The sequence below is a fragment of the Trueperella sp. HMSC08B05 genome, assembly GCF_001808405.1.
GTDB lineage: Bacteria > Actinomycetota > Actinomycetes > Actinomycetales > Actinomycetaceae > Trueperella > Trueperella bernardiae.
The window spans coordinates 40,164-62,764 of record NZ_KV793230.1 but is presented as its reverse complement, the minus strand read 5'-3'; the positions used below and the strand labels follow the sequence as shown (position 1 = coordinate 62,764).

General features: G+C 68.1%; 14 protein-coding genes. All 14 read left to right on the top strand.

Annotation, left to right across the window (positions count from 1 at the left end; all coding sequences use genetic code 11):
* Positions 1–5: 5 nt before the first annotated feature.
* The 14 genes from HMPREF3167_RS00970 (at position 6) to HMPREF3167_RS00905 (ending at position 22,601) form a co-directional block, all read left to right on the top strand.
* A complete protein-coding gene (locus HMPREF3167_RS00970; RefSeq protein ID WP_070444947.1) occupies positions 6–9,035 on the top strand; it encodes a type I polyketide synthase in 9,030 nt (3,009 codons plus the stop codon).
* Complete coding sequence (locus HMPREF3167_RS00965; protein WP_068538482.1) at positions 9,028–9,450, top strand: holo-ACP synthase AcpS; 423 nt, start codon at positions 9,028–9,030, stop codon at positions 9,448–9,450. Before HMPREF3167_RS00970 ends, HMPREF3167_RS00965 begins: the two co-directional genes overlap by 8 nt.
* Entirely contained in the window at positions 9,447–10,034 is a 588-nt protein-coding gene (locus tag HMPREF3167_RS00960; RefSeq protein ID WP_062613911.1) for a biotin transporter BioY, read from the top strand. Before HMPREF3167_RS00965 ends, HMPREF3167_RS00960 begins: the two co-directional genes overlap by 4 nt.
* 71 nt (positions 10,035–10,105) lie before the next feature.
* Positions 10,106–10,951, top strand: coding sequence for a formyltetrahydrofolate deformylase (purU, locus tag HMPREF3167_RS00955; protein ID WP_062613912.1), 846 nt, complete (start codon positions 10,106–10,108; stop codon positions 10,949–10,951).
* Between the two features lie 264 nt (positions 10,952–11,215).
* Complete coding sequence (glyA, locus tag HMPREF3167_RS00950) at positions 11,216–12,502, top strand: serine hydroxymethyltransferase (protein ID WP_068538480.1); 1,287 nt, start codon at positions 11,216–11,218, stop codon at positions 12,500–12,502.
* The gene (locus HMPREF3167_RS00945; RefSeq protein WP_068538479.1) at positions 12,499–13,383 is read left to right on the top strand and encodes a tetrahydrofolate dehydrogenase/cyclohydrolase catalytic domain-containing protein; all 885 of its coding nucleotides are present in this window, start codon (positions 12,499–12,501) and stop codon (positions 13,381–13,383) included. The genes glyA and HMPREF3167_RS00945 overlap by 4 nt, the downstream gene beginning before the upstream one ends.
* 105 nt (positions 13,384–13,488) lie before the next feature.
* Positions 13,489–14,322, top strand: a complete 834-nt coding sequence (locus HMPREF3167_RS00940) for an exodeoxyribonuclease III (RefSeq protein ID WP_062613915.1) — start codon at positions 13,489–13,491, stop codon at positions 14,320–14,322.
* 8 nt (positions 14,323–14,330) lie between these two features.
* Positions 14,331–15,596 (top strand): YihY/virulence factor BrkB family protein, encoded by a 1,266-nt coding sequence (locus HMPREF3167_RS00935; RefSeq protein WP_062613916.1) that lies wholly within the window; start codon positions 14,331–14,333, stop codon positions 15,594–15,596.
* A complete protein-coding gene (locus HMPREF3167_RS00930; RefSeq protein ID WP_070444937.1) occupies positions 15,593–16,669 on the top strand; it encodes a mannose-1-phosphate guanylyltransferase in 1,077 nt (358 codons plus the stop codon). Before HMPREF3167_RS00935 ends, HMPREF3167_RS00930 begins: the two co-directional genes overlap by 4 nt.
* A 174-nt stretch (positions 16,670–16,843) precedes the next feature.
* Complete coding sequence (locus HMPREF3167_RS00925; RefSeq protein ID WP_062613918.1) at positions 16,844–17,926, top strand: BMP family lipoprotein; 1,083 nt, start codon at positions 16,844–16,846, stop codon at positions 17,924–17,926.
* A 78-nt stretch (positions 17,927–18,004) separates the two neighbouring features.
* The gene (locus HMPREF3167_RS00920) at positions 18,005–19,546 is read left to right on the top strand and encodes an ABC transporter ATP-binding protein (RefSeq protein WP_070444934.1); all 1,542 of its coding nucleotides are present in this window, start codon (positions 18,005–18,007) and stop codon (positions 19,544–19,546) included.
* Positions 19,547–20,857 carry an ABC transporter permease gene (locus tag HMPREF3167_RS00915; protein WP_083281005.1) on the top strand — a complete coding sequence of 437 codons (1,311 nt, stop codon included), beginning with the start codon at positions 19,547–19,549 and terminating at the stop codon, positions 20,855–20,857.
* Positions 20,854–22,164 (top strand): ABC transporter permease, encoded by a 1,311-nt coding sequence (locus HMPREF3167_RS00910; protein ID WP_068538475.1) that lies wholly within the window; start codon positions 20,854–20,856, stop codon positions 22,162–22,164. Before HMPREF3167_RS00915 ends, HMPREF3167_RS00910 begins: the two co-directional genes overlap by 4 nt.
* Positions 22,161–22,601 carry a cytidine deaminase gene (locus HMPREF3167_RS00905; protein ID WP_062613921.1) on the top strand — a complete coding sequence of 147 codons (441 nt, stop codon included), beginning with the start codon at positions 22,161–22,163 and terminating at the stop codon, positions 22,599–22,601. Before HMPREF3167_RS00910 ends, HMPREF3167_RS00905 begins: the two co-directional genes overlap by 4 nt.

The window sequence follows — 22,601 nt, the reverse complement described above, 5'->3', positions numbered from 1 at the left end:
GAAACATGTACGAGATTCATGACCCCTACGTCCTCCAGTTCGCCGGCCAGGCCACCCCGTGGCGTGCCGCCCTCGCCGAGGCGGCCGAGGATCCGGCGATCCGCGACACCCTCGAGCGGCTTCAGGCCCGCGCCGAGGAGCTGCTGGCCTCGGTGTTGCCCGAGCTGACCCGCATCTGCGCCGGCCCGCTCGACCTGCTGGCCACCACCTCGGGCGAGGCCTTCGCCTCCGTGCCCGGCATCTTGCTGGCCCAGTATGGTTCCTACCTCGACCTCCCGCTCGGCGCGCAGCCGCAGGCGGTGGTTGGCCACTCGCAGGGCGTGCTCGCCGTTCACATGCTCGCCTCCGAGCACAAGGCCCACGTCCTCGCCCTGGCCCGCCTGATTGGCGCCGCGGCCACCCAGGCCACCCGTGCTGAGGGTGCCTCCCGCTTCGGCGAGCTCACCCCGATGTTGGCCGTGCGCGACGTGCCCGAGCGTGTGCTGTCCGAGGTGGCCGCCCGTCACGGCGCCCAGATCGCCATCCGCAACACGGCCACCTCCTTCACCCTGGCCGGCTTGCCCGCCTCGCTTGAGGCAGTGCGCCGCGACCTCGACGCCCTCGCCAGTGCCGAGGCCAAGGCTCGCACCGAGAAGACGATCGGCGGCGCTGCCCTGACCCCGATCACCGAGTTCCTCGACGTCTCCGCGCCCTTCCACTCCGCCCTGCTCGCGCCCGCGCTCGAGCAGGTGCTCGCCTGGGTGCGGGCCTGCGGCTGGGCCGAGGATGCCACCGATCCCATCGACATGCACGACGTCGAGCGCCTGGCCGCCGCCGTCCTCACCGACCGCCTTGACTGGGACAGTGTCTTTGCCGAGGCAACTAAGGGCGTTGGCTGGGTGGTCGACCTTGGCCCCGGCACGGGCCTGGCCCGAATCACGCGGGACAACGCGCGTGGGCGGGGCATCGGCGTCGTGAACGCGGGCTCTGCTGACGCGCGCGACGCGCTTGCCACGAAGGATGCCTGGGTGCCGGGAGAGGACTGGTCCGCGTTCGCCCCGAAGCTCGCCATGATCGACGACGGGCGCGTGGTGGTCGACACCCGCTTCACGCGCCTGACCGGCCGTGCCCCCGTGCTGCTCGCCGGCATGACCCCCACCACCGTGGAACCCGAGATCGTGGCCGCCGCCGCGAACGCCGGATACTGGGTGGAGATGGCTGGAGGCGGGCAGGTCACGGAGGAGGTCTTCGAGAAGAACCTCGCCGGGCTGGTTGCCGGGCTCGAGGAGGGCCGCACCGCCCAGTTCAACGCGATGTTCATGGACCGCTACCTGTGGAACCTCCAGTTCGGCACCCAGCACATCGTCTCCCGTAACCGCCAAAGTGGAGCCCCGCTGGACGGGGTCGTGATCTCGGCCGGCATTCCCGAGACCGAGGAGGGCGTGGAGCTGGTCGAGCGCCTGCGCGGCGAAGGATTTACGTACGTGGCCTTCAAGCCCGGCACGATCGGGCAGATCCGCCAGGTGCTGAAGATCGCCCGCGCCACCACCGCCCCGATCCTCATCATGGTCGAGGACGGGCACGCCGGAGGCCACCACTCGTGGGAGGACCTCGATCAGCTGCTGCTCGACACCTATGCCGAGATCCGCGCGCAGGACAACACGGTGCTCATCGTGGGCGGCGGTCTGGGCGTGCCCGAACGCGCCGCAGGCTTCCTCACCGGCACGTGGGCGCTCGAGCATGGCCCGGTGCCCATGCCCGTGGACGCGATCATGATCGGCACTGCCGCGATGACCGCGCGTGAGGCCAAGACCAACGACGACGTCAAGCAGCTCCTCGTCGACACCGCCGGCGTTCCCGTGGATCGCAACGCCGGATGGGTGGGCCAGGGCGCCGTGGACGGTGGGGTGACCTCCGGCCTGTCGCACCTGTTGGCGGACATGTATGAGATCGAGAACTCCGCCTCGCGCGCCGCCCGGCTCATCGTGGAGGTTGCCTCCGACCCCGAGGCGCTCGTCACCCGCCGCGCCGAAATCATCGGGGCGATCGACGCCACCGCCAAGCCTTACTTCGGCGACCTGGAGGACATGACGTACGCCGAGGTGCTGCGCCGCTTCGCCGAGCTGTCCTACCCGTTCACCGACCCGTCGTGGGCCCAGCGCTTCTTCGAGCTGGCCCAGCGCGTGGAGGCCCGCCTCTCGCCCCAGGACTCCGGCGAGCTCGTGTCGATGTTCGATAGCGTGGAGGCGGTCGCCGACCCGGCCGCGGCCATCGACAAGATTGTGGCCGCCTACCCCGACGCCGAGCGCGTGGAGGTCACCACCTTCGATGCGGCCTGGTTCGTGGAGCTGTGCCGCAAGTACCCCAAGCCGGTGCCCTTCGTGTCGATCATTGACGCTGATCTGTTGCGCTCGTGGGGCACGGACGGCCTGTGGCAGTCCCACGATCCGCGCTACACCGCCGATCAGGTGCGCATCATCCCCGGCCCGGTGTCGGTGGCCGGCATCGCCACGGTCAACGAGCCCGTGGCCACGATCCTCGCCCGCTACGAGGACGCCACGATTGAGGCGCTCGGGGGCGAGGCGGGTGAGCGCCGCTTCTCGCGCGCGTTTGCCACGGTGGAGGACTACCTGCGCGGGGCGGAGAAGATCTCCTGGCACGGCCATGTCATCACCAACCCCGCCCGCGTGGTCGAGAACTACGACATCGTGGCCACCGACGCCGGCTATGACATGGTCATCCACCTCGACACCCTGTGGGATGGCAGCGGGGTCCGCCAGCACGCCGTGCGCGAGTTGCGCGTGCCGTTCCGCATCCCGGCCGGCGCCTCGACCGGCGCGATCCCGGTGGTCGACGACGAGCGGCTGCCCGCGGCCATGTTCGCTCTCCTCGCGGTTACGGCCGGTGTGGGGGCGCAGAACGTGCTGGGCGACCACATCGGCGAGCTGCCCGCCATCACCGACTCGGCTGATTCACAGTTCGGCGAGGCCCACTACCGCTTCTCCTTGCGCCCCGAACTTGGCGCCCTGCACGCCGGCGTCACTGCCGACCTGCCCGGCTACAAGCTCGCGCCGATCGTGCCCTCGGCGGTGCTTGGCATGTGTTGGCCCTCTATCTACGCCGCCCTCGGCTCGGCTTTCGTGGGGGACTACCCCGTCATCGAGGGCCTGCTCAACGCGGTCCACCTCGACCACACCGAGGACCTCGATACCGATCGGCTCGCGGGCCTTGACCACCTTGACGCGCGCTCGCGTTGCACGTCGCTGACCGAGTCGAGCTCGGGCCGGGTTGTTGTCGTCGAAACCGAGCTCAGCCACGACGGGGAGCGGGTGGGCGCGTTCACCGAGCGCTTCGCGATCCGCGGGCGAGTGTTCGGCACGGACCTGCCCGCCGACCCGCCGTACGCGGGCGAGGTGGAGCGCGAGATCCGTGACACGCCGCGCTCGCTGCTGCGCCATGTCACCGTGACCGCGCCGGCGGACATGACGCCGTTTGCAATGGTTTCGGGCGACTATAACCCCATCCACACCTCCTACCGGGCCGCGAAGGTGGCCGGCATGGACGCGCCGCTCGTGCACGGGATGTGGCTGTGCGCCGCGGCCCAGCACGCGGTCAGCGCCACGGGCGAGGACGGCAAGCGCTGGCACATCGCCGGGTGGACCTACCGCATGTACGGCACCGTGGACCTGAACGACGAGGTGGAGATCAGCGTGGAGCGCGTGGGGGTGGTTGACGCCGGCGGGCTCATCCTCGAGGTGACCTGCCGCGTGAACAAGAACGTGGTCTCCGTCGCCTCGGCCCACGTCACCCCGGCCGTCACCGCCTACGTCTACCCGGGCCAGGGAGTGCAGAGCCAGGGCATGACGCTCGACGAGCGCGCCACCTCGCCAGCCGCCCGCGACGTGTGGGAGCGCGCCGATGCCCACACCCGCTCCGCGCTCGGCTTCTCGATCCTGACAATCGTGCGCGACAACCCCACCGAGATCATCGCCGGCGGCGTGGCCTACCGCCACCCGCAGGGCGTGCTCAACCTGACCCAGTTCACTCAGGTGGCACTCGCGACCGTTGCCTTCGCCCAGAGCGAGCGCCTGCGCGAGGCCGGCGTGCTCGTGGAGGGCGCCTACCTTGCGGGCCACTCGCTTGGCGAGTACAACGCCCTGTCCGCCTACGCCGGCATCTTCCCGCTCGAGACCGTCATCGAGATCGTCTTCCACCGCGGCTCGACCATGCACAACCTCGTGCCGCGCGATGCCGAGGGCCGCTCGAACTACCAGATGGCCGCTCTGCGCCCCAACCAGTTCGGGGTGGGCGACGCCGACGTGGCCGCCTACGTCGCCTCGATCGCCGAGGCGAGCGGGGAGTTCATCGAGATCGTCAACTACAACTTGGCCGGCGAACAGTACTCGATCGCCGGCACGGTGGCGGGCCTGGCCGCGCTCGCGGCCGACGCCGAACGCCGAACCGAGGAGGCCGGCGGGCGCAGGCCCTTCATGCTCGTGCCCGGCATCGACGTACCGTTCCACTCCAGTGTGCTGCGCGGCGGGGTGGCGGACTTCCGCGAGCTCCTGCAGGGCCTCCTGCCGGAGCAGATCGACCCGGCGGTGCTCGTGGGGCGCTACATCCCCAACCTCGTGGCCCGCCCCTTCGAGCTGACCGCCGACTTCCTTGACTCTATCCTCGAGGTGGTGCCTGCCGACTCGGTGCGGGCTCTGCGCGAGCGCTGGGACGACGTCGACCTCGCCTCCGAGGCGGGGACGATCACGCGCGAGCTGCTGGTCGAGCTCCTGGCCTGGCAGTTCGCCTCCCCGGTGCGCTGGATCGAAACCCAGGACTACCTCTTTACCCCGCGCCCGGACGGGGCCGGCGTGGAGAGCTTCGTGGAGGTCGGCCTTGGGGCCGCACCGACGCTGGCTAACCTCGCCGCCAAGACCCTCGCCCAGCCGCGCCACGCCTCGGCCTCCGTGGCGGTGGCCAACGTCCAGCGCGATGCCGCCCCCGTCTACTTCACCGACCAAGCGGTCGCGGCCGAGCCCGAAGCGGCAGATGAGATCGCGGAGGCACAGGCGCAGGCTGGCGAGGCCCCCGCAACGCAGGTCCCCGTGGCTCCCGAGCCGACCCAGCCCGCACCCGAACCGCACGCCGCACCCGCGCAGGTAGGTGCGGCCACGGCGTCGCCGGAGGACCTGGCGTTCGCGGCGGCGGACGCGATTACGGTGCTGCTGGCGGAGTCGAACAAGATCAACCTCGACCAGGTGGGTGCGGCCGACACGGTGGAGTCGCTGACGAACGGCGTGTCCTCCAAGCGCAACCAGGTGCTCATGGACATGTCCGCCGAACTCGGCCTCACGGCCATCGACGGTGCGGCGGACGCGAGCGTGGCCGAGCTGTCGGCCACGGTCAACAAGCTCGCCCACAACTACAAGCCCTTCGGGCCCGTCCTGTCCGATGCGATCGGCGACAGGTTGCGCAAGCTGTTTGGCGCGGCCGGCGTCAAGCCCGACCGTGTGGGCGCCCGCGTCCGCGAGGCATGGGCGCTTGGCCACGGCTGGGGTGCGTGGACCACCGCGGTGCTACTGCTCGAGACCCGCGAGGGCAAGTCCGCCCGCGGCGGGGAGCTGGCCGGTCTGCCCGGTTCACCCGCCACAGCCGCCGAGGTCGACTCCCTCATCGACGCCGCCGTGGAACGCGTGGGCGCCCTGCGCGGGGTGAACGTGGTCAAGCCGAGCGCAGGCGGGGCGAGCGGCGGGGTCGTGGATTCCGCGGCACTCGACGCCTTCTCCTCCCACATCACCACCATCCTCGCCGACAACGCCCGCGACCTGCTGGCCCGCCTCGGCGACGCCGCCCCCGTTGCGGCTAACGAGGCCAGCGACGAGGCCGTGGTGGAGGCCGTGAGCGCCGAGCTCGGCGCGAACTGGGTATCCCAGGTGGCGCCCGCCTTCGACGCGAAGAAGGCCGTGCTCCTCAACGACCGTTGGGCGAGTGCCCGCGAGGACCTCGCCCGATTCGCGGCCGGCGCCGCCGAGCTTCCCGCCGAGGCCACTTTCGTGGGCACTGGTGCCGAGGTGGCCCGCCAGGCCGAGTACTACGCGGACATCGCCGCGTCCGACGCCGACCGCGTGCGTCTGCTCCAGGTGGCGACCACCGCGCGTGACGAGAGCGCCGGGGAGTTCTCCGGCAAGGTCGCGGTGGTCACGGGCATGACGCCGGAGTCTATCGGCGGCGGCGTCGTGGCACGCCTGCTCGCCGGCGGCGCGACCGTCATCGCCACCGCCTCCCGCGTGGACCAGGCGCGCCTACTCGCCGGGCGCAAGATCTACCGCGAGAACGCGCGCGGGGACGCGGCCCTGTGGCTCGTGCCCGCCAACCTCGCCTCCTACCGCGACATCGACGCGCTCGTGGACTGGATCGGAAACCCCGTGCGCGAGACCGTGGGTGGGGCGACCGTGGAGAAGAAGTCCGCGATGATCCCCGACCTCCTCTTCCCGTTCGCCGCGCCGCGCGTGTTCGGCATGATGAGCGACGCCGGGGGCGCGGCTGAGATCCAGACCCGCCTCATGCTGTGGGGCGTGGAGCGCTTGCTCACCGGGCTCGCCGCCATCGGCGCGGACACCGTGGTGGGCCACCGCCTCCACGCCGTGTTGCCCGGCTCGCCCAACCGCGGAACCTTCGGCGGCGACGGCGCCTACGGCGAGGTCAAGGCAGCCTTCGACGCCGTGGTGAACAAGTGGCACGTGGAGCCGTGGGCGCAGCGCGTGAGCCTGGCCCATGCCCGCATCGGGTGGGTGCGCGGCACCGGCCTCATGGGCGGCAACGACCCGCTGGTCGCGGCCGTGGAGGAGCGCGGCGTGCGCACGTGGTCCACCTCCGAGATCGCGGGCGAGCTGATCGCCCTTGCCACCGACGACGCGCGGGAGCGCGCGGCGAGCGCTCCGATCGACGCCGACCTCACCGGCGGTCTGTCGAACATCAACCTCGCCGAGCTCACCCGCCAGATCGAGGCCGCGCCCGCGGCCGCGACTAGCTCCGAGCGCCAGGGCGGCACCATTTCGGCACTGCCGCGCCCGCAGGTGATGGGCCTGCCCGAGTACGCCGATGTGTGGGGCAGTGGCACCGCCCGCCCCGAGGACACGATCGTCATCGTGGGGGTAGGCGAGGTGGGCCCGTGGGGCTCGGCCCGCACCCGCCACGCCGCCGAGCTCGGCATCAGGGCCGACGGCGACGTGGACCTCACCGCTGCGGGCGTGCTCGAACTGGCGTGGATGACCGGTCTGCTCACCTGGCACGAATCGCCGAAGGCCGGCTGGTACGATGCCGAAGACAACCTGGTGCCCGAGGAGGAGATCTTCGAGCGCTACCGGGACGAGGTGGTGGCCCGCTCCGGCATCCGCCGCCTCACCGACGACGGCCCGATTCAGGCCGGCGGCACGGTGGACATGGTGACCGTCTTCCTCGACAAGCCCGTCACCTTCACGGTGGCCACCGAGGCCGAGGCACGCGCCTACGAGGCGGCCGACCCGCAGTTCACGCAGGTCGCAGCCCCGCAACCGGGAGAGTCGGAGTGGTCGGTGACCCGCATCAAGGGCGCCACCGCGCTCGTACCGCGCAAGACCACCCTGTCCCGCTTCGTGGCCGGCCAGCTGCCCACTGACTTCGACCCCACCCGCTGGGGCATCCCGCAGTCGATGGTGGAATCGGTGGACAAGATGGCGGTGTGGAACCTGCTGACCACGGTCGACGCCTTCATCTCCGCCGGCTTCACCCCGGCCGAGCTGCTGGCCCACATTCACCCCACCGAGGTCGGCTCCACTCAGGGCACCGGTTTTGGCGGAATGAGCTCGATGCGCAAGCTGTTCGTGGAGCGCTTCCGCGGGGAGGATATCCCGCAGGACATCCTGCAAGAGACCCTGCCGAACGTGGTTGCCGCACACACCATGCAGACCTACGTGGGCGGCTACGGCGCCATGGTCCAGCCGGTGGCGGCGTGCGCCTCGGCCGCTGTCTCACTCGAGGATGGCGTGGACAAGATCGCAGCCGGCAAGGCGAAGTTCGTGGTCACCGGCGCGGTGGATGACCTGTCGGTGGAGTCCCTCGAGGGCTTCGGCTTCATGAACGCCACCGCGGACTCCGCCTCGCTCGAGGCCCAGGGGATCGCCGACCGCTTCTTCTCCCGCGCCGGCGACCTGCGCCGCGGCGGCTTCGTGGAAGCCATGGGCGGCGGCACCGTGCTCATCGCCCGCGGCGACCTCGCCCTCGAGATGGGCCTGCCCGTCTACGGCGTGGTCGGCTACGTCCAGACCTTCGCCGACGGAGCCCACACCTCCATCCCCGCTCCCGGGCTCGGCGCGCTCGCGGCCGGACTCGGCGGACGGGATTCCCGCCTGGCCCGCCAGCTCGAGGCACTCGGGGCGAGCGTGGACGACGTCGCAGTGCTGTCCAAGCACGACACCTCCACGAACGCCAACGATCCCAACGAGGCCGAGCTCCACGTTCGCCTCGCCCGGGCGCTCGGGCGCAGCGCGGGCAATCCGCTGCACGTCATCTCACAAAAGACGCTGACCGGGCACTCGAAGGGTGGCGCGGCACTCTTCCAGATCGCGGGCCTGACCGAGGTGCTCGCCACCGGCGTGGTGCCGGGCAATCGTTCGCTAGATAACCTCGACCCGGTCTTTGCTGAGGACCCCTTCCTCGTGTGGCTCCGCGAGCCACTCGACCTCGGCAAGCGGGGCCAGATCAAGGCGGCGATGGCTACCTCGCTCGGATTTGGCCACGTGTCCTCTCTCCTGGCGATCCTTCACCCGGGCGCCTTCGAGGCTGCGATTCGGCGGGCGCACGGTTGCCAGGCCGCCGATGCGTGGCGCGCTCAGGCGGAGGCTCGCCTCAAGGCCGGCGCCCGCCACCTCGAGCAGGGCATGGTGGGCAATCGGGCCCTGTTCGAGCCGATCGCCTCGCGTCGCTTCGGCGCGGAGCGTCCCGGCTACGACCCGCACGAGGTAGAGGCAGCGATGCTCCTCGACCCGGCGGCCCGCCTTGGCGAGGATGGGCTCTATGCCTAGCGGGCTGGGGGTGGACCTGGTCCACATCCCCACGTTTGCCGAGCAGCTCGCCGCGCCGGGCACGCACATGGCCCAGGTCTTCTCCGGGGCCGAGATGCGCGGAGCCCGGCGGCGGGCGGCGGCTACCGGCGCCGACGTCGCCCACCACCTCGCCGCCCGCTGGGCCGGCAAGGAGGCCTTCATCAAGGCCTGGTCCTCGACGCTCGTCGGCCGTCCGCCCCTGATCGCGGAACAGGACGTCAACCTCACCGAGATCCAGGTCCTCTCCGACCCCTACCACCGCCCCTACATTGCCCTCACCAGCGCCATCAAGGAGGCCTTCGGGGATACCGACATCCTCCTGTCCCTGTCCCACGACGGCGACTACGCCATCGCCGTCTGCCAGATATCAACCAAAAATAAGGAATACTCATGACTCAGAACTCATCAACCGTCCCCGCCAGCTCCGCCCCCGCTGCCTCCGCCGGCGCGCGCACAACCAAGGCGGGAATTGCCCGCAACGCCCTGGCCATCGGCGCCGGAGTGGTCGTGCTCGCGATCGCCGCCCAGCTCGCCATCCCGTTCAAGCCCGTGCCGGTCACCATGCAGACTCTCGCAGTGGTGCTCGTGGGCTGGGCCCTCGGCGGCGGGCGCAGCCTCGCGGCCGTCAGCATCTACGGCGCGATGGGCGTGGCCGGCCTGCCGATCCTCTCCGCCGGAACGGCGGGCATCTCCCCGTCCACCGGCTACCTGCTCGGTTTCATCGTGTCGGCCGCCTTCGTGGGCTGGATGCAGTCGCGCCAGCCCCTGGCCGGTCTGCGCGCCCTGGCGGTCTTCGCCGTGGCGCTCGCCATGCCGTACATCCCAGGCCTCATCTGGCTCTCGGCCTTCACGGGCATGGGCGCGCCCTGGTCAGCCCAGGTGCTCGCCGCTGGCATGACACCGTTCATTCCCGGCGACATCCTGAAGCTCGTGGCTGCCGCCGCGGTGGCCACCGGCGCCACGGCCCTGCGCCGCTAAGAGCAGCGCGGGGGCCGTCCGAGCTTCGGCCGGATTGCGCCCCCGCGCCCGCTTTGTCCTATCCTGTTGCAATGACTGAGGACCTCATCCTGACCGTAAAGTGCCCCGACAAGCCGGGCATCACCTACGCCATCACCGGGTTGCTCGCCTCCGTGGGCGGCAACATCATGGAATCCCAGCAGTTCAATGACCCCGAGTCGGGATACTTCTTCGTCCGCATCCGGGCGCGCGTGCCCGGCGGAAAGGCCACGATTGAGGCGGCGTTCGCCCAGCTCGCGGCCAACCACCAGATGACCTACCAGCTGTCGGAGGCTGACGCGCCCCTGCGCACCCTGGTCATGGTCACGAAGGACGCTCACTGCCTGTCCGACCTCCTGTCGAAAAACCGCGAAGGGCTCCTGCCCATCGACATCGTGGGCGTGGTGGGTAACCACACCACTCTCCAGCCGCTGGCCGACTTCTACAACAAGCGTTTCATCCACATCCCGATCAGCGCCGAGACGAAGGCGGAGGCCGAGGCCGAGCTACTCCAGCTCATCGAGGACGAGGGCGTGGAACTGGTGGTGCTCGCCCGCTACATGCAGATCCTGTCCTCGGAGCTGTGCGAGCGCCTGGCCGGCAACGTCATCAACATCCACCACTCCTTCCTTCCCTCCTTCAAGGGGGCCCGCCCCTACCAGCAGGCCTTCTCGCGCGGGGTCAAGCTCATCGGCGCCACCGCCCACTACGTCACCTCCGACCTGGACGAGGGCCCGATCATCGAGCAGGACGTGGTGCGCGTGGCTCACGACGACGACGAGCGCGAGCTTCGCGCCAAGGGCGCTGAGGTCGAGCGCCAGGTGCTTTCCCGGGCGGTCAAGTGGCACGCCGAGCATCGCATCCTCATGAACGGCAACCGCACCGTTATCTTCTCCTAAACGTCTGGTGGGCGACGCCGGCCGCGCACCATCGCCCGCCGCGCCGGGGACGCGGGCCCACGGCTCGGGCGTCGTTCGCGCTCTAAGACGGTAAGTCTCACAGCTCGTACCGCCCGGTCGGCAAGAAGAAGGGCTGGGGTAGACTGGGCGGGTCGCGACTGGCGTAGGTGGTCACCACCGGGGAGCGGCACAGAATTGACCGCGGGTCGTTCGCCTGGGCACGTGGTCGCATAGGGCCTACGGGCCAGATATGGGGAGATTCTGATGACCGACCTTTTCAACCAGTCGCTGCGCGACCTCGACCCGGACATCGCGAAGGTTCTTGATGATGAGCTGAACCGCCAGCGCGAACAGCTCGAGATGATCGCCTCCGAAAACTTCGTGCCCCGCGCCGTGCTCCAAGCGCAGGGCTCGGTGCTGACCAACAAGTACGCCGAGGGCTACCCTGGCAAGCGCTACTACGGTGGGTGCGAGTTCGTGGACGTGGCCGAATCGCTCGCGATCGAGCGAGCCAAGGCCGTGTTCGGCGCCGAGTACGCCAACGTCCAGCCGCACTCGGGCGCCCAGGCGAATGCCGCCATCTACCACGCCCTGCTCAAGCCAGGGGAGACGATCATGGGCCTCGAGCTCTCCCACGGCGGCCACCTCACCCACGGGATGAAGATCAACTTCTCGGGCAAGAACTACAACGTGGTCGCCTACGGCGTCTCGCCCGACACGTATCTCATCGACATGGACGACGTGCGGGCCAAGGCCCTCGAGCACAAGCCGAAGCTCATCATCGCCGGTTGGTCGGCCTACCCGCGCCACCTCGACTTCCAGGCCTTCCGCGACATCGCCGACGAGGTCGGCGCCTACCTGTGGGTGGACATGGCGCACTTCGCGGGCCTTGTGGCCGCCGGCCTGCACCCGAACCCGGTGCCCTATGCCGACGTCGTCACCACCACGATCCACAAGACCATCGGCGGGCCCCGCTCCGGCATGATTCTCTCCCGTGACGCGGAGACCTTCGGCCGTAAGCTCAACTCGGCCGTCTTCCCCGGCCAGCAGGGCGGCCCGCTCATGCATGTGGTGGCGGCCAAGGCGATCGCGCTGAAGATCGCGGCCACGGCCGAGTTCAAAGACCGTCAGCGCCGCACGCTCGAGGGCGCGAAGATCCTGGCCGAGCGCCTCGCCCAGCCCGACGTGGCCGAGAAGGGTATCGCGGTGGTCTCCGGTGGCACCGACGTCCACCTCGTGCTGGTGGACCTGCGCGACGCCGAGCTCAACGGCCAGGAGGGGGAGGACCTGCTCCACGAGGTCGGCATCACGGTCAACCGCAACACCGTGCCGTTCGACCCGCGCCCGGCCGCTGTCACCTCCGGCCTGCGCATCGGCACCCCGGCGCTTGCCACCCGCGGCTTTGGCGCGGATGAGTTCCGCGAGGTCGCTGACGTCATCGCCACCGCCCTGCGCGACGGCAAGGATGCGGACGTGGCGGCCCTACGCGCCCGCACTGCCAAGCTCGCCGCCGACTTCCCGCTGTACGAAGGGCTGGACCAGTTCGCATGATCCTCATGGACGGAAAGGCCACGGCGGCCTCGATCAAGGAAGAGGTCGCCGCGCGCACGGCCGCCCTGCGCGAGCGCGGAGTTGTGCTCGGGCTGGGCACGATCCTCGTAGGGGATGACCCGGGGTCGAAGATCTACGTGGACGCCAAGCACCGCGACTGCGCCGAAGTCGGCATCCAGTCGCTGCGCATCGAGCTACCACGGGAGGCCAACACCGAGGACGTGCTCGCCGCCGTCGAGCACTTCAACCAGGCCTCGGCCGTCACCGGCTTCATCGTCCAGCTCCCGCTGCCCCCGCAGTGCGACACGGAGCGGATCGTGGAGGCGATGGCGCCGGCGAAGGACGTGGACGGGCTGAGCCCGCTCAACGTCGGCCGGCTCGCCTCCACCTCGCGCGGCGAGCTGCCCACCCCGATCGCCTGCACTCCGCGCGGCATTGTGGAGCTCGGCCAGCGCCACGGCGTCGAGTGGGCCGGCGCGGTGGTGTGCGTGGTGGGTCAAGGCCAAACTGCCGGCCGCCCGCTCTCCCTCCTGCTCACCCACGAGAAGGTCGGCTCTACGGTCATCGCCTGCCACGTCGGCACCCGCGACCTCGCCCGGCACACCCGGGAGGCCGACGTCGTGGTGGCCGCCGCCGGCGTGGCCGGACTCATCACGCCCGACATGGTCAAGCCCGGATCCGCCGTGTTCGACGTGGGCGTCACCCGAAGGCTCGATCCTGCAACGGGCAAGAACAAGATCATCGGCGACGTCGACCCGGCGGTTCGAGAGGTGGCCGGCTACTTCTCGCCCAACCCGGGCGGGGTGGGGCCGATGACCCGCGCCACTCTCCTGCTCAACGTGGTCGAGGCCGGGGAGAATGCCGCGGCCGGGCGGGTCTAAACGGACGTAACCGGGGGCGCCGGCGTCGTTAGCCACGGGCGTAGCGGCACCGGCCGCCCCTGCGAATGTCGGAGCCAGCCCGTATGCTTGGAGCGAGGAGGTCGCATGCTTGTCGCCACAGTCAACGTCAATGGAATCCGTGCAGCCGCCCGCAAGGGCATGGGGGAGTGGATCGAGGCCGCGGACGCGGACGTCATCTTGCTCCAGGAGGTGCGCGCGCCCGAGGAGCTGGTCGCTGGCCTGATCGGCGATCGCTACCACGTGGTGGAGCAGGCCTCCGCCCTCAAGGGGCGCGCCGGCGTGGCGGTGGCGGTGAAGACCGAGTATGAGCTGGGCGCCGTGCGCCGCGGCCTGCAAGCGGGTTTGGAACCGGACGATGCGGGCGCGCTCGCGGAGCCGGCCGTGGATACTGGGCGCTGGATCGAGGTGGACGTGCCGGAGCTGGGCACCACCTTCGTCTCGGCCTACCTGCATTCGGGGGTGGCGGATAACGCGGAGAAGATGGCGGCCAAGTATTCTCACCTTGACAGGGTGACGTTGCGCTTGGCCGCGCTACGGGCCGAGCGCCCGGCCGACCTCCCGCACGTGCTCGTGGCGGGGGACTTCAACATCGTCCACACCCCGCTCGACATCAAGAACTGGAAGCCCAACCACAACAAGACCGCCGGCGTGCTCGATTCCGAGATCGCCTACCTCGACCGCTGGTTCGCCGACTATGTGGACACGCAGCGGGCGCTGGTGGGCGAGGCGCAGGGCCCATACACGTGGTGGTCCCAGCGCGGCAAGGCCTTCGATAACGACGCCGGGTGGCGCATCGACTACCAGATGACCACCCCGGACCTGGCGGCGCTCGCCGTCGATGCCCGGGTGGATCGGGCCAGCCAGTACGATATGCGCTGGTCGGATCACGCGCCGCTCGTCGTTGACTACCAGGACTAAGGAGAGACATGAGCGCGCAGATCCGAGAAAAGAAAAGCCCTCCGCCGGTGGCGGTGCGCAAGGCCATCCGGCTCGTTGAGTGGGTGATGAACCTGCGGATCGTACGGGCCTTCCAGCGCTACGGGGTGGCTCGCGGCGCCCAGCTCTCCGGCGGCATCGCCTACTCGGCGCTGTTCGCGCTGGCCGGAGCGCTCACCATCGGGCTGACCGTCTTCTCCTATACTCTGGGCGGCAATGATCAGCTGCGCGAAAACCTCTTCGCCACGATCGACACGGCTCTGCCCGGCATCCTCAAGACCGAGGCGAACGCGGGCGGCCTGCTCGATCCGAATGACCTGATCGTGGAGGATCCATTCAACCTGGCCTCCCTCGTTGCGCTGCTCGTGTTGTTATGGTCGTCGATCTCGCTCATGGGCGGGTTGCGCATGACGATCCAGTCGATGTTCGGCATCATCATGGTCCCCCGCAATGCCGTGGCCGCCAAGCTGCTCGACCTGTCGGGATTCCTGGTGCTCGGACTTGGGGTGCTGTCCACCACGCTGCTCGTCTCGGTCACCCAGCTCTTTGGGGAGAGGGTCTTCGACTTCCTCGGCATCTCGGGCGGCGCGGGCAACTCCCTCATCACGGCCGGCACCTACGCGGCGGCCTTCGTCATCGACGCCGCCGTGGTCATGTACCTCATCCGCGTCATGTCCGGGGTCAAGACCCCGCTGCGTGACCTGGCACTCGGCGGGGTGACGGCCGCGATCGGATCAGCCGTGCTGAGAACCGCAGGCACGGCCGTGGTGGGTTCGGCGTCGAACAACGCGCTGCTCGCCGGTTTCGCCGCGATCGCCACGCTGCTTCTGTGGATCAACTTCCTCGGTCGGCTCCTGCTCGTTGCGGCGTGCGTGGCGGCCAACCCGCCCGCCCCCGGCAAGCCCACGCCCTCCCAGGTGGAGCACCTGGAGGAGACCCCGAACTACGTCACGGAATCCGTACCCGACACGAAGAGCTGGGTGCATGACCCGCGCTCGGGCATCATCGCCCCCGACCCGCCCGAGCCCACCGCCGAGCAGACCCCGGAGTGGAAGGGCCTGCGCGAACGGCGCGCCCGGAAGCGGATCGAGGCCGCCGAACAGGGCATGCGCGAGGCCGAGGCCGCGCTCGCCAAGGCCCGCCAGGATTATAAGGATGGGGCGTGGGACGCCTTCTACGCCTCCACTCACTACACCACCAATTCGAAGAACGCCGCCGTCAAGAGGGGCGACGTCGTGATTGAGGATGAGCAATGATCCACGCCATCGTTCCCGCCGGCGGTGCCGGCACGCGCCTGTGGCCGCTCTCGCGGCGCAACTACCCGAAGTTCCTCACCGACCTCACGGGGGCCGGGCGCACGCTCATCCAGCAGACCTATGACCGGCTCGCGCCCGTGTCGGAGACCGTGACGGTGGTGACAGGCGTGGCGCACCGCGACGCGGTGGCCGCCCAGCTGCCCGAGTTGGGGGAGGACGCGATCATCGCCGAGCCCTCACCGCGCGATTCCATGGCCGCCATCGCGCTCGCCGCGGCCGTCATCGCCAAGCGTGCGGGGGACGTCGTGATCGGATCGTTCGCTGCCGATCACCTCATTGCCGACGTACCGGCGTTCCATGCGGCGCTCGCGGAGGCCGAGCGAGCCGCCGAGATGGGGTACCTCACCACCATCGGCATCACTCCCGACCACCCGGCCACCGGCTTTGGCTACATCTACGAGGGGGAGGTGCTTGCGGAAGAGGGGACGGCGCGCCACGTGCAGCGCTTCGTGGAAAAGCCCGACGCCGCCACGGCCGCCAAGTATCTCGCCACCGATCAGTACCGGTGGAACGCGGGGATGTTCGTGGTCAAGACCTCGGTGCTGCTCGGCGCGCTCGAGCGCTTCCAGCCGGGGTTGTACGCGGGGATCATGGCGATCGCGGCGGCCTACGACACGGCGGCGGGGCCGGACGTGCTCGCCGAACACTGGCCGGAGCTGAAGAAGATCGCCATCGACCACGCGATCGCCGAGCCGCTGGCCGAGATGGGCGGGGTCGCCGTCGTGCCGGTGGAGATGGGCTGGTCCGACGTCGGCGACTACGCCTCGCTGCGAGAGCTACTGGACGGGAGCGCGCACGTGTCCCCAGGCGGGAGAGCGCAGCCGGTGATCGCGATCGACTCCCCGGGCGCGCTCGTGTACACGCATTCGAAGCCAATTGCCGTACTCGGTTTAGAAAATGCGGTGATTGTCGAGTCGGAAAATGCGATTCTCGTCACTAATATTGCGTGTTCGCAAGAAGTGAAAGCTATCGTAGAGCAGATTTCTGCCGTGGGTATGGACGAAATTCGGTAAAATCCCGGGAACATACATTAGTGCACAGATAGCTAATAACTGTTAAACGGGATTATTGCGAAAAGATTACAGATTCGTCACTGTGCGACAACCGCGCACACGCGCGCTAAAGTTGATGTGATCACTGCACAGGGGTAGTGAAAGTAGCACACGAAGGTTACGAAGGAGTTATCCGTGAGGAATTTCAAGAAGTTTGCGGCCGTCTTGGCCTCAACTGCTCTTGCACTCAGCGCCTGCTCTGGCGGCGGGGACAACGGTTCGGAAGGGGGCAAGTCCAACTTTAAGGCCTGCCTCGTCTCGGACGCCGGCGGTTGGGATGACCGCTCGTTCAACGAATCCGCATACAACGGCCTCATGCAGAGCAAGGAGTCGCTCGGTATCCAGGTCAAGACGGCCGAGTCGTCCTCGGACGCGGATTTCGCGCCGAATGTCGAGGCCATGGTCGCTGACGGCTGCAACATGATCATCGGCGTTGGCTTCCTGCTCGAGCAGCCGCTCCAGGATGCCGCTGCGAACAACCCGGACATCGAGTTCGGCCTGGTCGACTCCTTCTTCACCGACGGCGACGCCACCGTCACGGTTGAGAACGGCCGCCCGCTCGTCTTCAACACCGCCGAGGCCGCCTACCTCGCCGGTTACCTGGCAGCTGGCATGACCAAGACCGGCACGGTCGCCACCTTCGGCGGCCTGCAGATCCCGTCGGTCACCATCTTCATGGACGGCTTCGCCGACGGCGTGGCCAAGTACAACGAGGACATGGGCACCTCCGTCAAGCTTCTCGGCTGGGACAAGGCTTCGCAGGCCGGTGCGTTCACCAACTCCTTCGATGACCAGACTCTCGGCAAGCAGCAGGCCCAGCAGTTCATCGACCAGGGCGCTGACGTCATCATGCCGGTTGCCGGCCCGGTCGGCCTCGGTGCCGCCGCTGCCGCCCAAGAGGCTGGCGACGTCATGTTCATCGGTGTTGACTCCGACTGGTTCAATACCGCTCCCGACTACGCCGACCTCATGCTGACCTCGGTCATGAAGGAGATCGCGGCCTCCGTCGAGGATACGATCAAGGCTGGCTCGGAGGGCACGTTCTCGTCCGATCCGTACGTGGGTACCCTCGAGAACGGTGGCGTGTCCATCGCTCCGTACCACAACTTCGAGGACAAGGTTCCGGCCGAGCTGAAGGATGCGATCATCAAGCTCGAGGAGCAGATCAAGTCTGGCGAGCTCAAGGTTGAGTCTGACGCCTCTCCGAAGAGCAACTAGTCCTGTCTAAGCAACCTGGGGAGGCCCGGCCCGTCCAGGGCCGGGCCTCCCCGTTTACTGTCACAGGAAGGCAGACACGTGAAACTCGAACTGAGAGGGATCACCAAGCGGTTTGGGACCCTCGTGGCGAACGACCACATTGACCTTGTGGTCGAACCAGGCCACATCCATGCGCTTCTCGGTGAGAATGGCGCAGGTAAATCAACGTTGATGAATGTTCTCTACGGCCTCTACGAGCCGAACGAGGGCGAAATTCTTCTGGATGATAAGCCCCAGAAGTTCAGCGGTCCCGGCGACGCGGTTGCCGCCGGCATCGGCATGGTCCACCAGCACTTCATGCTCATCCCCGTCTTCACGGTCGCCGAGTCGATCGCGTTGGGATACGAGCCCACGAAGGCCGCGGGCCTCATTGATATCGCCAAGGCGCGCAAGCTCGTCAAGGACGTCTCCGCCCGCTTCGGCTTTGACCTTGACCCGGATGCCAAGATTGAGGATCTCCCTGTTGGCGCGCAGCAGCGCGTGGAGATTGTTAAGGCGCTCTCGCGTGACGCCCGCGTCCTCATCCTCGATGAGCCCACTGCTGTGCTCACCCCGCAGGAGACGGACGAGCTGATGGCGATCATGCGCCAGCTCGCGGACGCCGGTACCTCGATCGTCTTTATTACCCATAAGCTTCGTGAGGTCCGCGCCGTTGCGGACGACATCACGGTCATCCGTCGTGGCAAGGTGGTGGGGGCGGCAGACCCGACCTCCACCGAGGCCGAGCTGGCCACCCTCATGGTGGGTCGCCCGGTCATGATGCAGGTGGAGAAGGAGCCGGCCAAACTGGCCGGCCCGGGCCTGGTGGTTGACAACCTCACCGCGTTCGACTCCGCCGGCACCAGGGTGCTCGACGGCGTGAGCTTCGAGGTGAACAAGGGTGAGGTCGTGGCCATCGCAGGTGTGCAGGGCAACGGCCAGACCGAGCTTGCGGAGACCATCGTCGGCCTGCAGGAGCCTGCGGGCGGCACGATTTTGCTCAACGGCACCGATATCACCGCACACGGCGTGCGTCAGACCATCGAAGACGGCATCGGCCAGATCCCCGAGGATCGCTCCAAGGACGGCGTGATTGCCAGCTTCTCGATCGCCGAGAATCTGGTGCTCGACCAGTACCGTGACAAGCCGTTCTCGGCTGGCGGCGTGCTTCGCCCCAAGGTCATTCACAAGAATTCGCTGGACAAGCAGGAGGAGTACGACATCCGCTTGACCTCGGTCTACGACCCAATCTCCACCCTGTCGGGCGGTAACCAGCAGAAGGTGGTCGTGGCCCGTGAGCTCTCGCGTGACCTTGAGCTGCTGATCGCGAACCAGCCCACCCGCGGCGTGGACGTCGGCTCGATCGAGTTCATCCACAAGCGCATCGTGGAGGTGCGCGACGCGGGCACCCCGGTGCTCCTCGTGTCCTCCGAACTGGATGAGGTGGTGGCGCTCGCTGACAGGATCGTCGTCATGTACCGCGGCCGCGTGATCGGCACCGTCCCCGCTGACACCTCGCGTGACGCGCTCGGCCTCATGATGGCCGGCGTGCCCCAGGAGGAGGCCCTGGCGATGTCGCAGACCCCGAAGGAGGAGCTCTAAATGGCTCAGAATACGACCTCCCCGCGCAAGGCGGGCGTGGGCACCTACATCAAGGGCTTGGTCTACAGGTGCGTGCGCTCCGGCTGGCTCGTGTCGGTGCTCGCGGTGCTCATCGCGTTCGTCATCGGTGGCATTCTTATTGCGCTCACCGGCTCGAACGTGCTTGAGGCCTACTATGCGATGTTCCGCGGCGCGATCTTCGACCCGCAGGGTTCGACCTTCGTTCGCCAGATCAAGCCGATTACCGACTCCTTCTTCTATGCCATCCCGCTCATCATCGGCGGCCTGGGCTTGGCTTTCGGCTTCCGCGCCGGCTTGTTCAACATTGGCGGCGCCGGCCAGCTGATCTTCGGCGCGCTCGGCGCGGCGTGGGTGGGCTTCAACATGTCCTTCCCGCCGGTCATCCACACCCTGCTCGCCCTGCTGGTGGGCATCGTGGCCGGCGCGCTGTACGCGGGAATCGCGGGCGTGCTCAAGGCGCGCACGGGCGCGAACGAGGTGATCGTGACGATCATGCTCAACTCGATCGCCACCCTTGCCCTTGGCTACATCCTTTTGCAGCCGGCCTGGCAGGTGCCCGGCTCGTCTTTCCCGAAGACGCCGACCGTGGCCGATTCGGCCGCGCTCAGCCCGTTGCTGCCCGCGCCGTTCAAGCTCCACGCGGGTATCATCATCGCCATCCTGGCCACGATCCTGTTTTGGTGGGTGCTCGAGCGTTCGACCTTCGGTTTCGAGGTCCGCGCGGTGGGCGCCAACCCGAACGCTGCCCGTACCGCGGGCATCTCGGTGGGCAAGGTGACCACGCTGACGATGGTCGTCTCCGGCTCTTTCCTCGGGCTCGCCGGCGCGAACGAGGCGCTCGGCACCATCGGGTACGTCTCGTCGAACGTGGCCGGTACGGTCGGCTTCGACGCGATCACGGTGGCACTCCTTGGCCGCAACAAGCCGCTCGGCACGTTCTTCGCGGGCCTGCTGTTCGGCGCCTTCAAGGCTGGCGGTTACATCATGCAGACCAGGGGCGTGCCGGTTGACATGATCCTCATCTTGCAGTCCATCATCGTTCTCCTCATCGCGGCCCCGGCGCTCGTGCGCTGGATCTTCCGCCTGCCGCGCACGAACACCGTCACGCTGCGCCAATACATCACGCTGACCGAGCGCGGCATCGACGTGACCGAAGAGAACGCGAATGACCTGGTGGCGGCCGGCGTCGTCACTGAGAGCGTCAAGCCCGTGCGGGACGAGAGCCGGATCAGCATGGCAGAGGACACCGCGGAAGCGACCGACGAGCTGAACAAGGGAGGCCAGCAATGAGCGTTGACGTTCGCAACGAGGCTCCGCAGGTGGCGGAGAATGAGGAAGTAAAGACTCGCCTGTCGTGGAAGCTTCCGATCACGTACGCGTTGGCGACTCTCCTGTTGGTCTTCTTCGCACTGAACGCCAAGGGTGAGACGATCCTGCGCCTGGGGCACCGTAGCCAGTCCTACACGATGGACGATGCCACGATTGACGCCCCGCTGTTCCTGTGGGTGTTTGCCATCATCGCACTCGCCGGCACCGTCTGGTCGATCCTGTCCACGCTCTCGCGTGGCAAGTACGGCAAGATGGGCCGCACCCTGGACCTGGTGACGATGCTCCTGGTGGGCACCGTGACCATCCTGTCCTTCCTCATCTTCGCGGGCGCCGGTTCGGCGGGCGCGGTCACGCTGACCTCCACCCTGGGTGCGACGGTGGCGATCTCCACCCCGCTCATCTTCGGCGCGATGTCCGGCGTGATCTGTGAGCGCGTGGGCGTGGTTAACATTAACATTGAGGGCCAGCTCCTGGCGGGTGCGTTTGCGGGCGTGATGGCGGCGTCGTTCTTCAAGAACGCATACATCGGCCTGCTCTTCGCCCCGGTGGCCGGCGCGCTGCTCGGCGCCCTGCTCGCGCTGTTCGCGGTGCGCTACGGCGTGGACCAGATCATCGTGGGCGTGGTGCTCAATGTGCTGGCGCTCGGTCTGACCGCGTTCTTCTACGACACGATCATGACCCAGGACCAGCAGCTGTTCAACACGAACCGCTACTCGCTGAGTGCGATCAAGATCCCGGGCCTGTCCGAGATCCCGGTGATCGGCCCGATGCTGTTCAACCAGACCATCATCGTCTACGTCATGTACGCCGCGGTGATCTTCCTGGCGATCTTCATCTTCCGTTCCCGCTGGGGCCTACGCCTGCGCGCCTGTGGCGAGCATCCGAGGGCCGCGGACACGGTGGGCATCAACGTCAACCGCACCCGCACGCGCAACACGATCCTCGGATCGGCGATGGCCGGCTTCGGTGGCGCCTCGTTCACCATCGGAACGGGCCTGGCGTTCACGGACAACATTTCCGCAGGTAATGGATACATCGCCCTCGCGGCCATGATCCTCGGTAAGTGGCACCCGGTGGGTGCCATGGGCGCGGCCGTCATGTTCGGCTTCGCCCGCGCGGTTGCCCAACTCGTGCCCTCGCTACACAGCGGTATCCCGTCCAACCTGCTCAACATGATCCCTTACATTGTGACCATCATTGCCGTGGCCGGCTTCGTGGGTAAGTCCAAGCCGCCGGCGGCCGAGAATATCCCCTACATGAAATCATGAATATTGACTGGAACGCCTTAAAAGAACTGGCGATTGAAGCAATGCATAGCGCCTACGCGCCGTACTCGGGTTACCCGGTGGGGGCGGCGGGCGTGACCACCGATGGCCGCTATGTCTCCGGTTGCAACGTGGAGAACGCCTCCTACGGCCTGGGCACGTGTGCGGAGAACGGCATGGTTTCCGCGCTCGTCCGCTCGGGCGGGGGTCAGCTCGCGGCGGTGTGGTGTGTGAAGGGCGACGGCGAAACCGCGGTTCCCTGCGGCCGTTGCCGTCAGTTGCTGTACGAATTTGGAGGGCCGGAGCTGCTGGTGTACATGCCCAAGACGGGACCCCAGCCGATGACGTACGTGCTCCCGGAGGCCTTCGGGCCGCGTGACCTCACCGCGTACGGCAGCGAAGACAGCGTTGACATGGCGAAGACGGTTTTTAAGGACTGA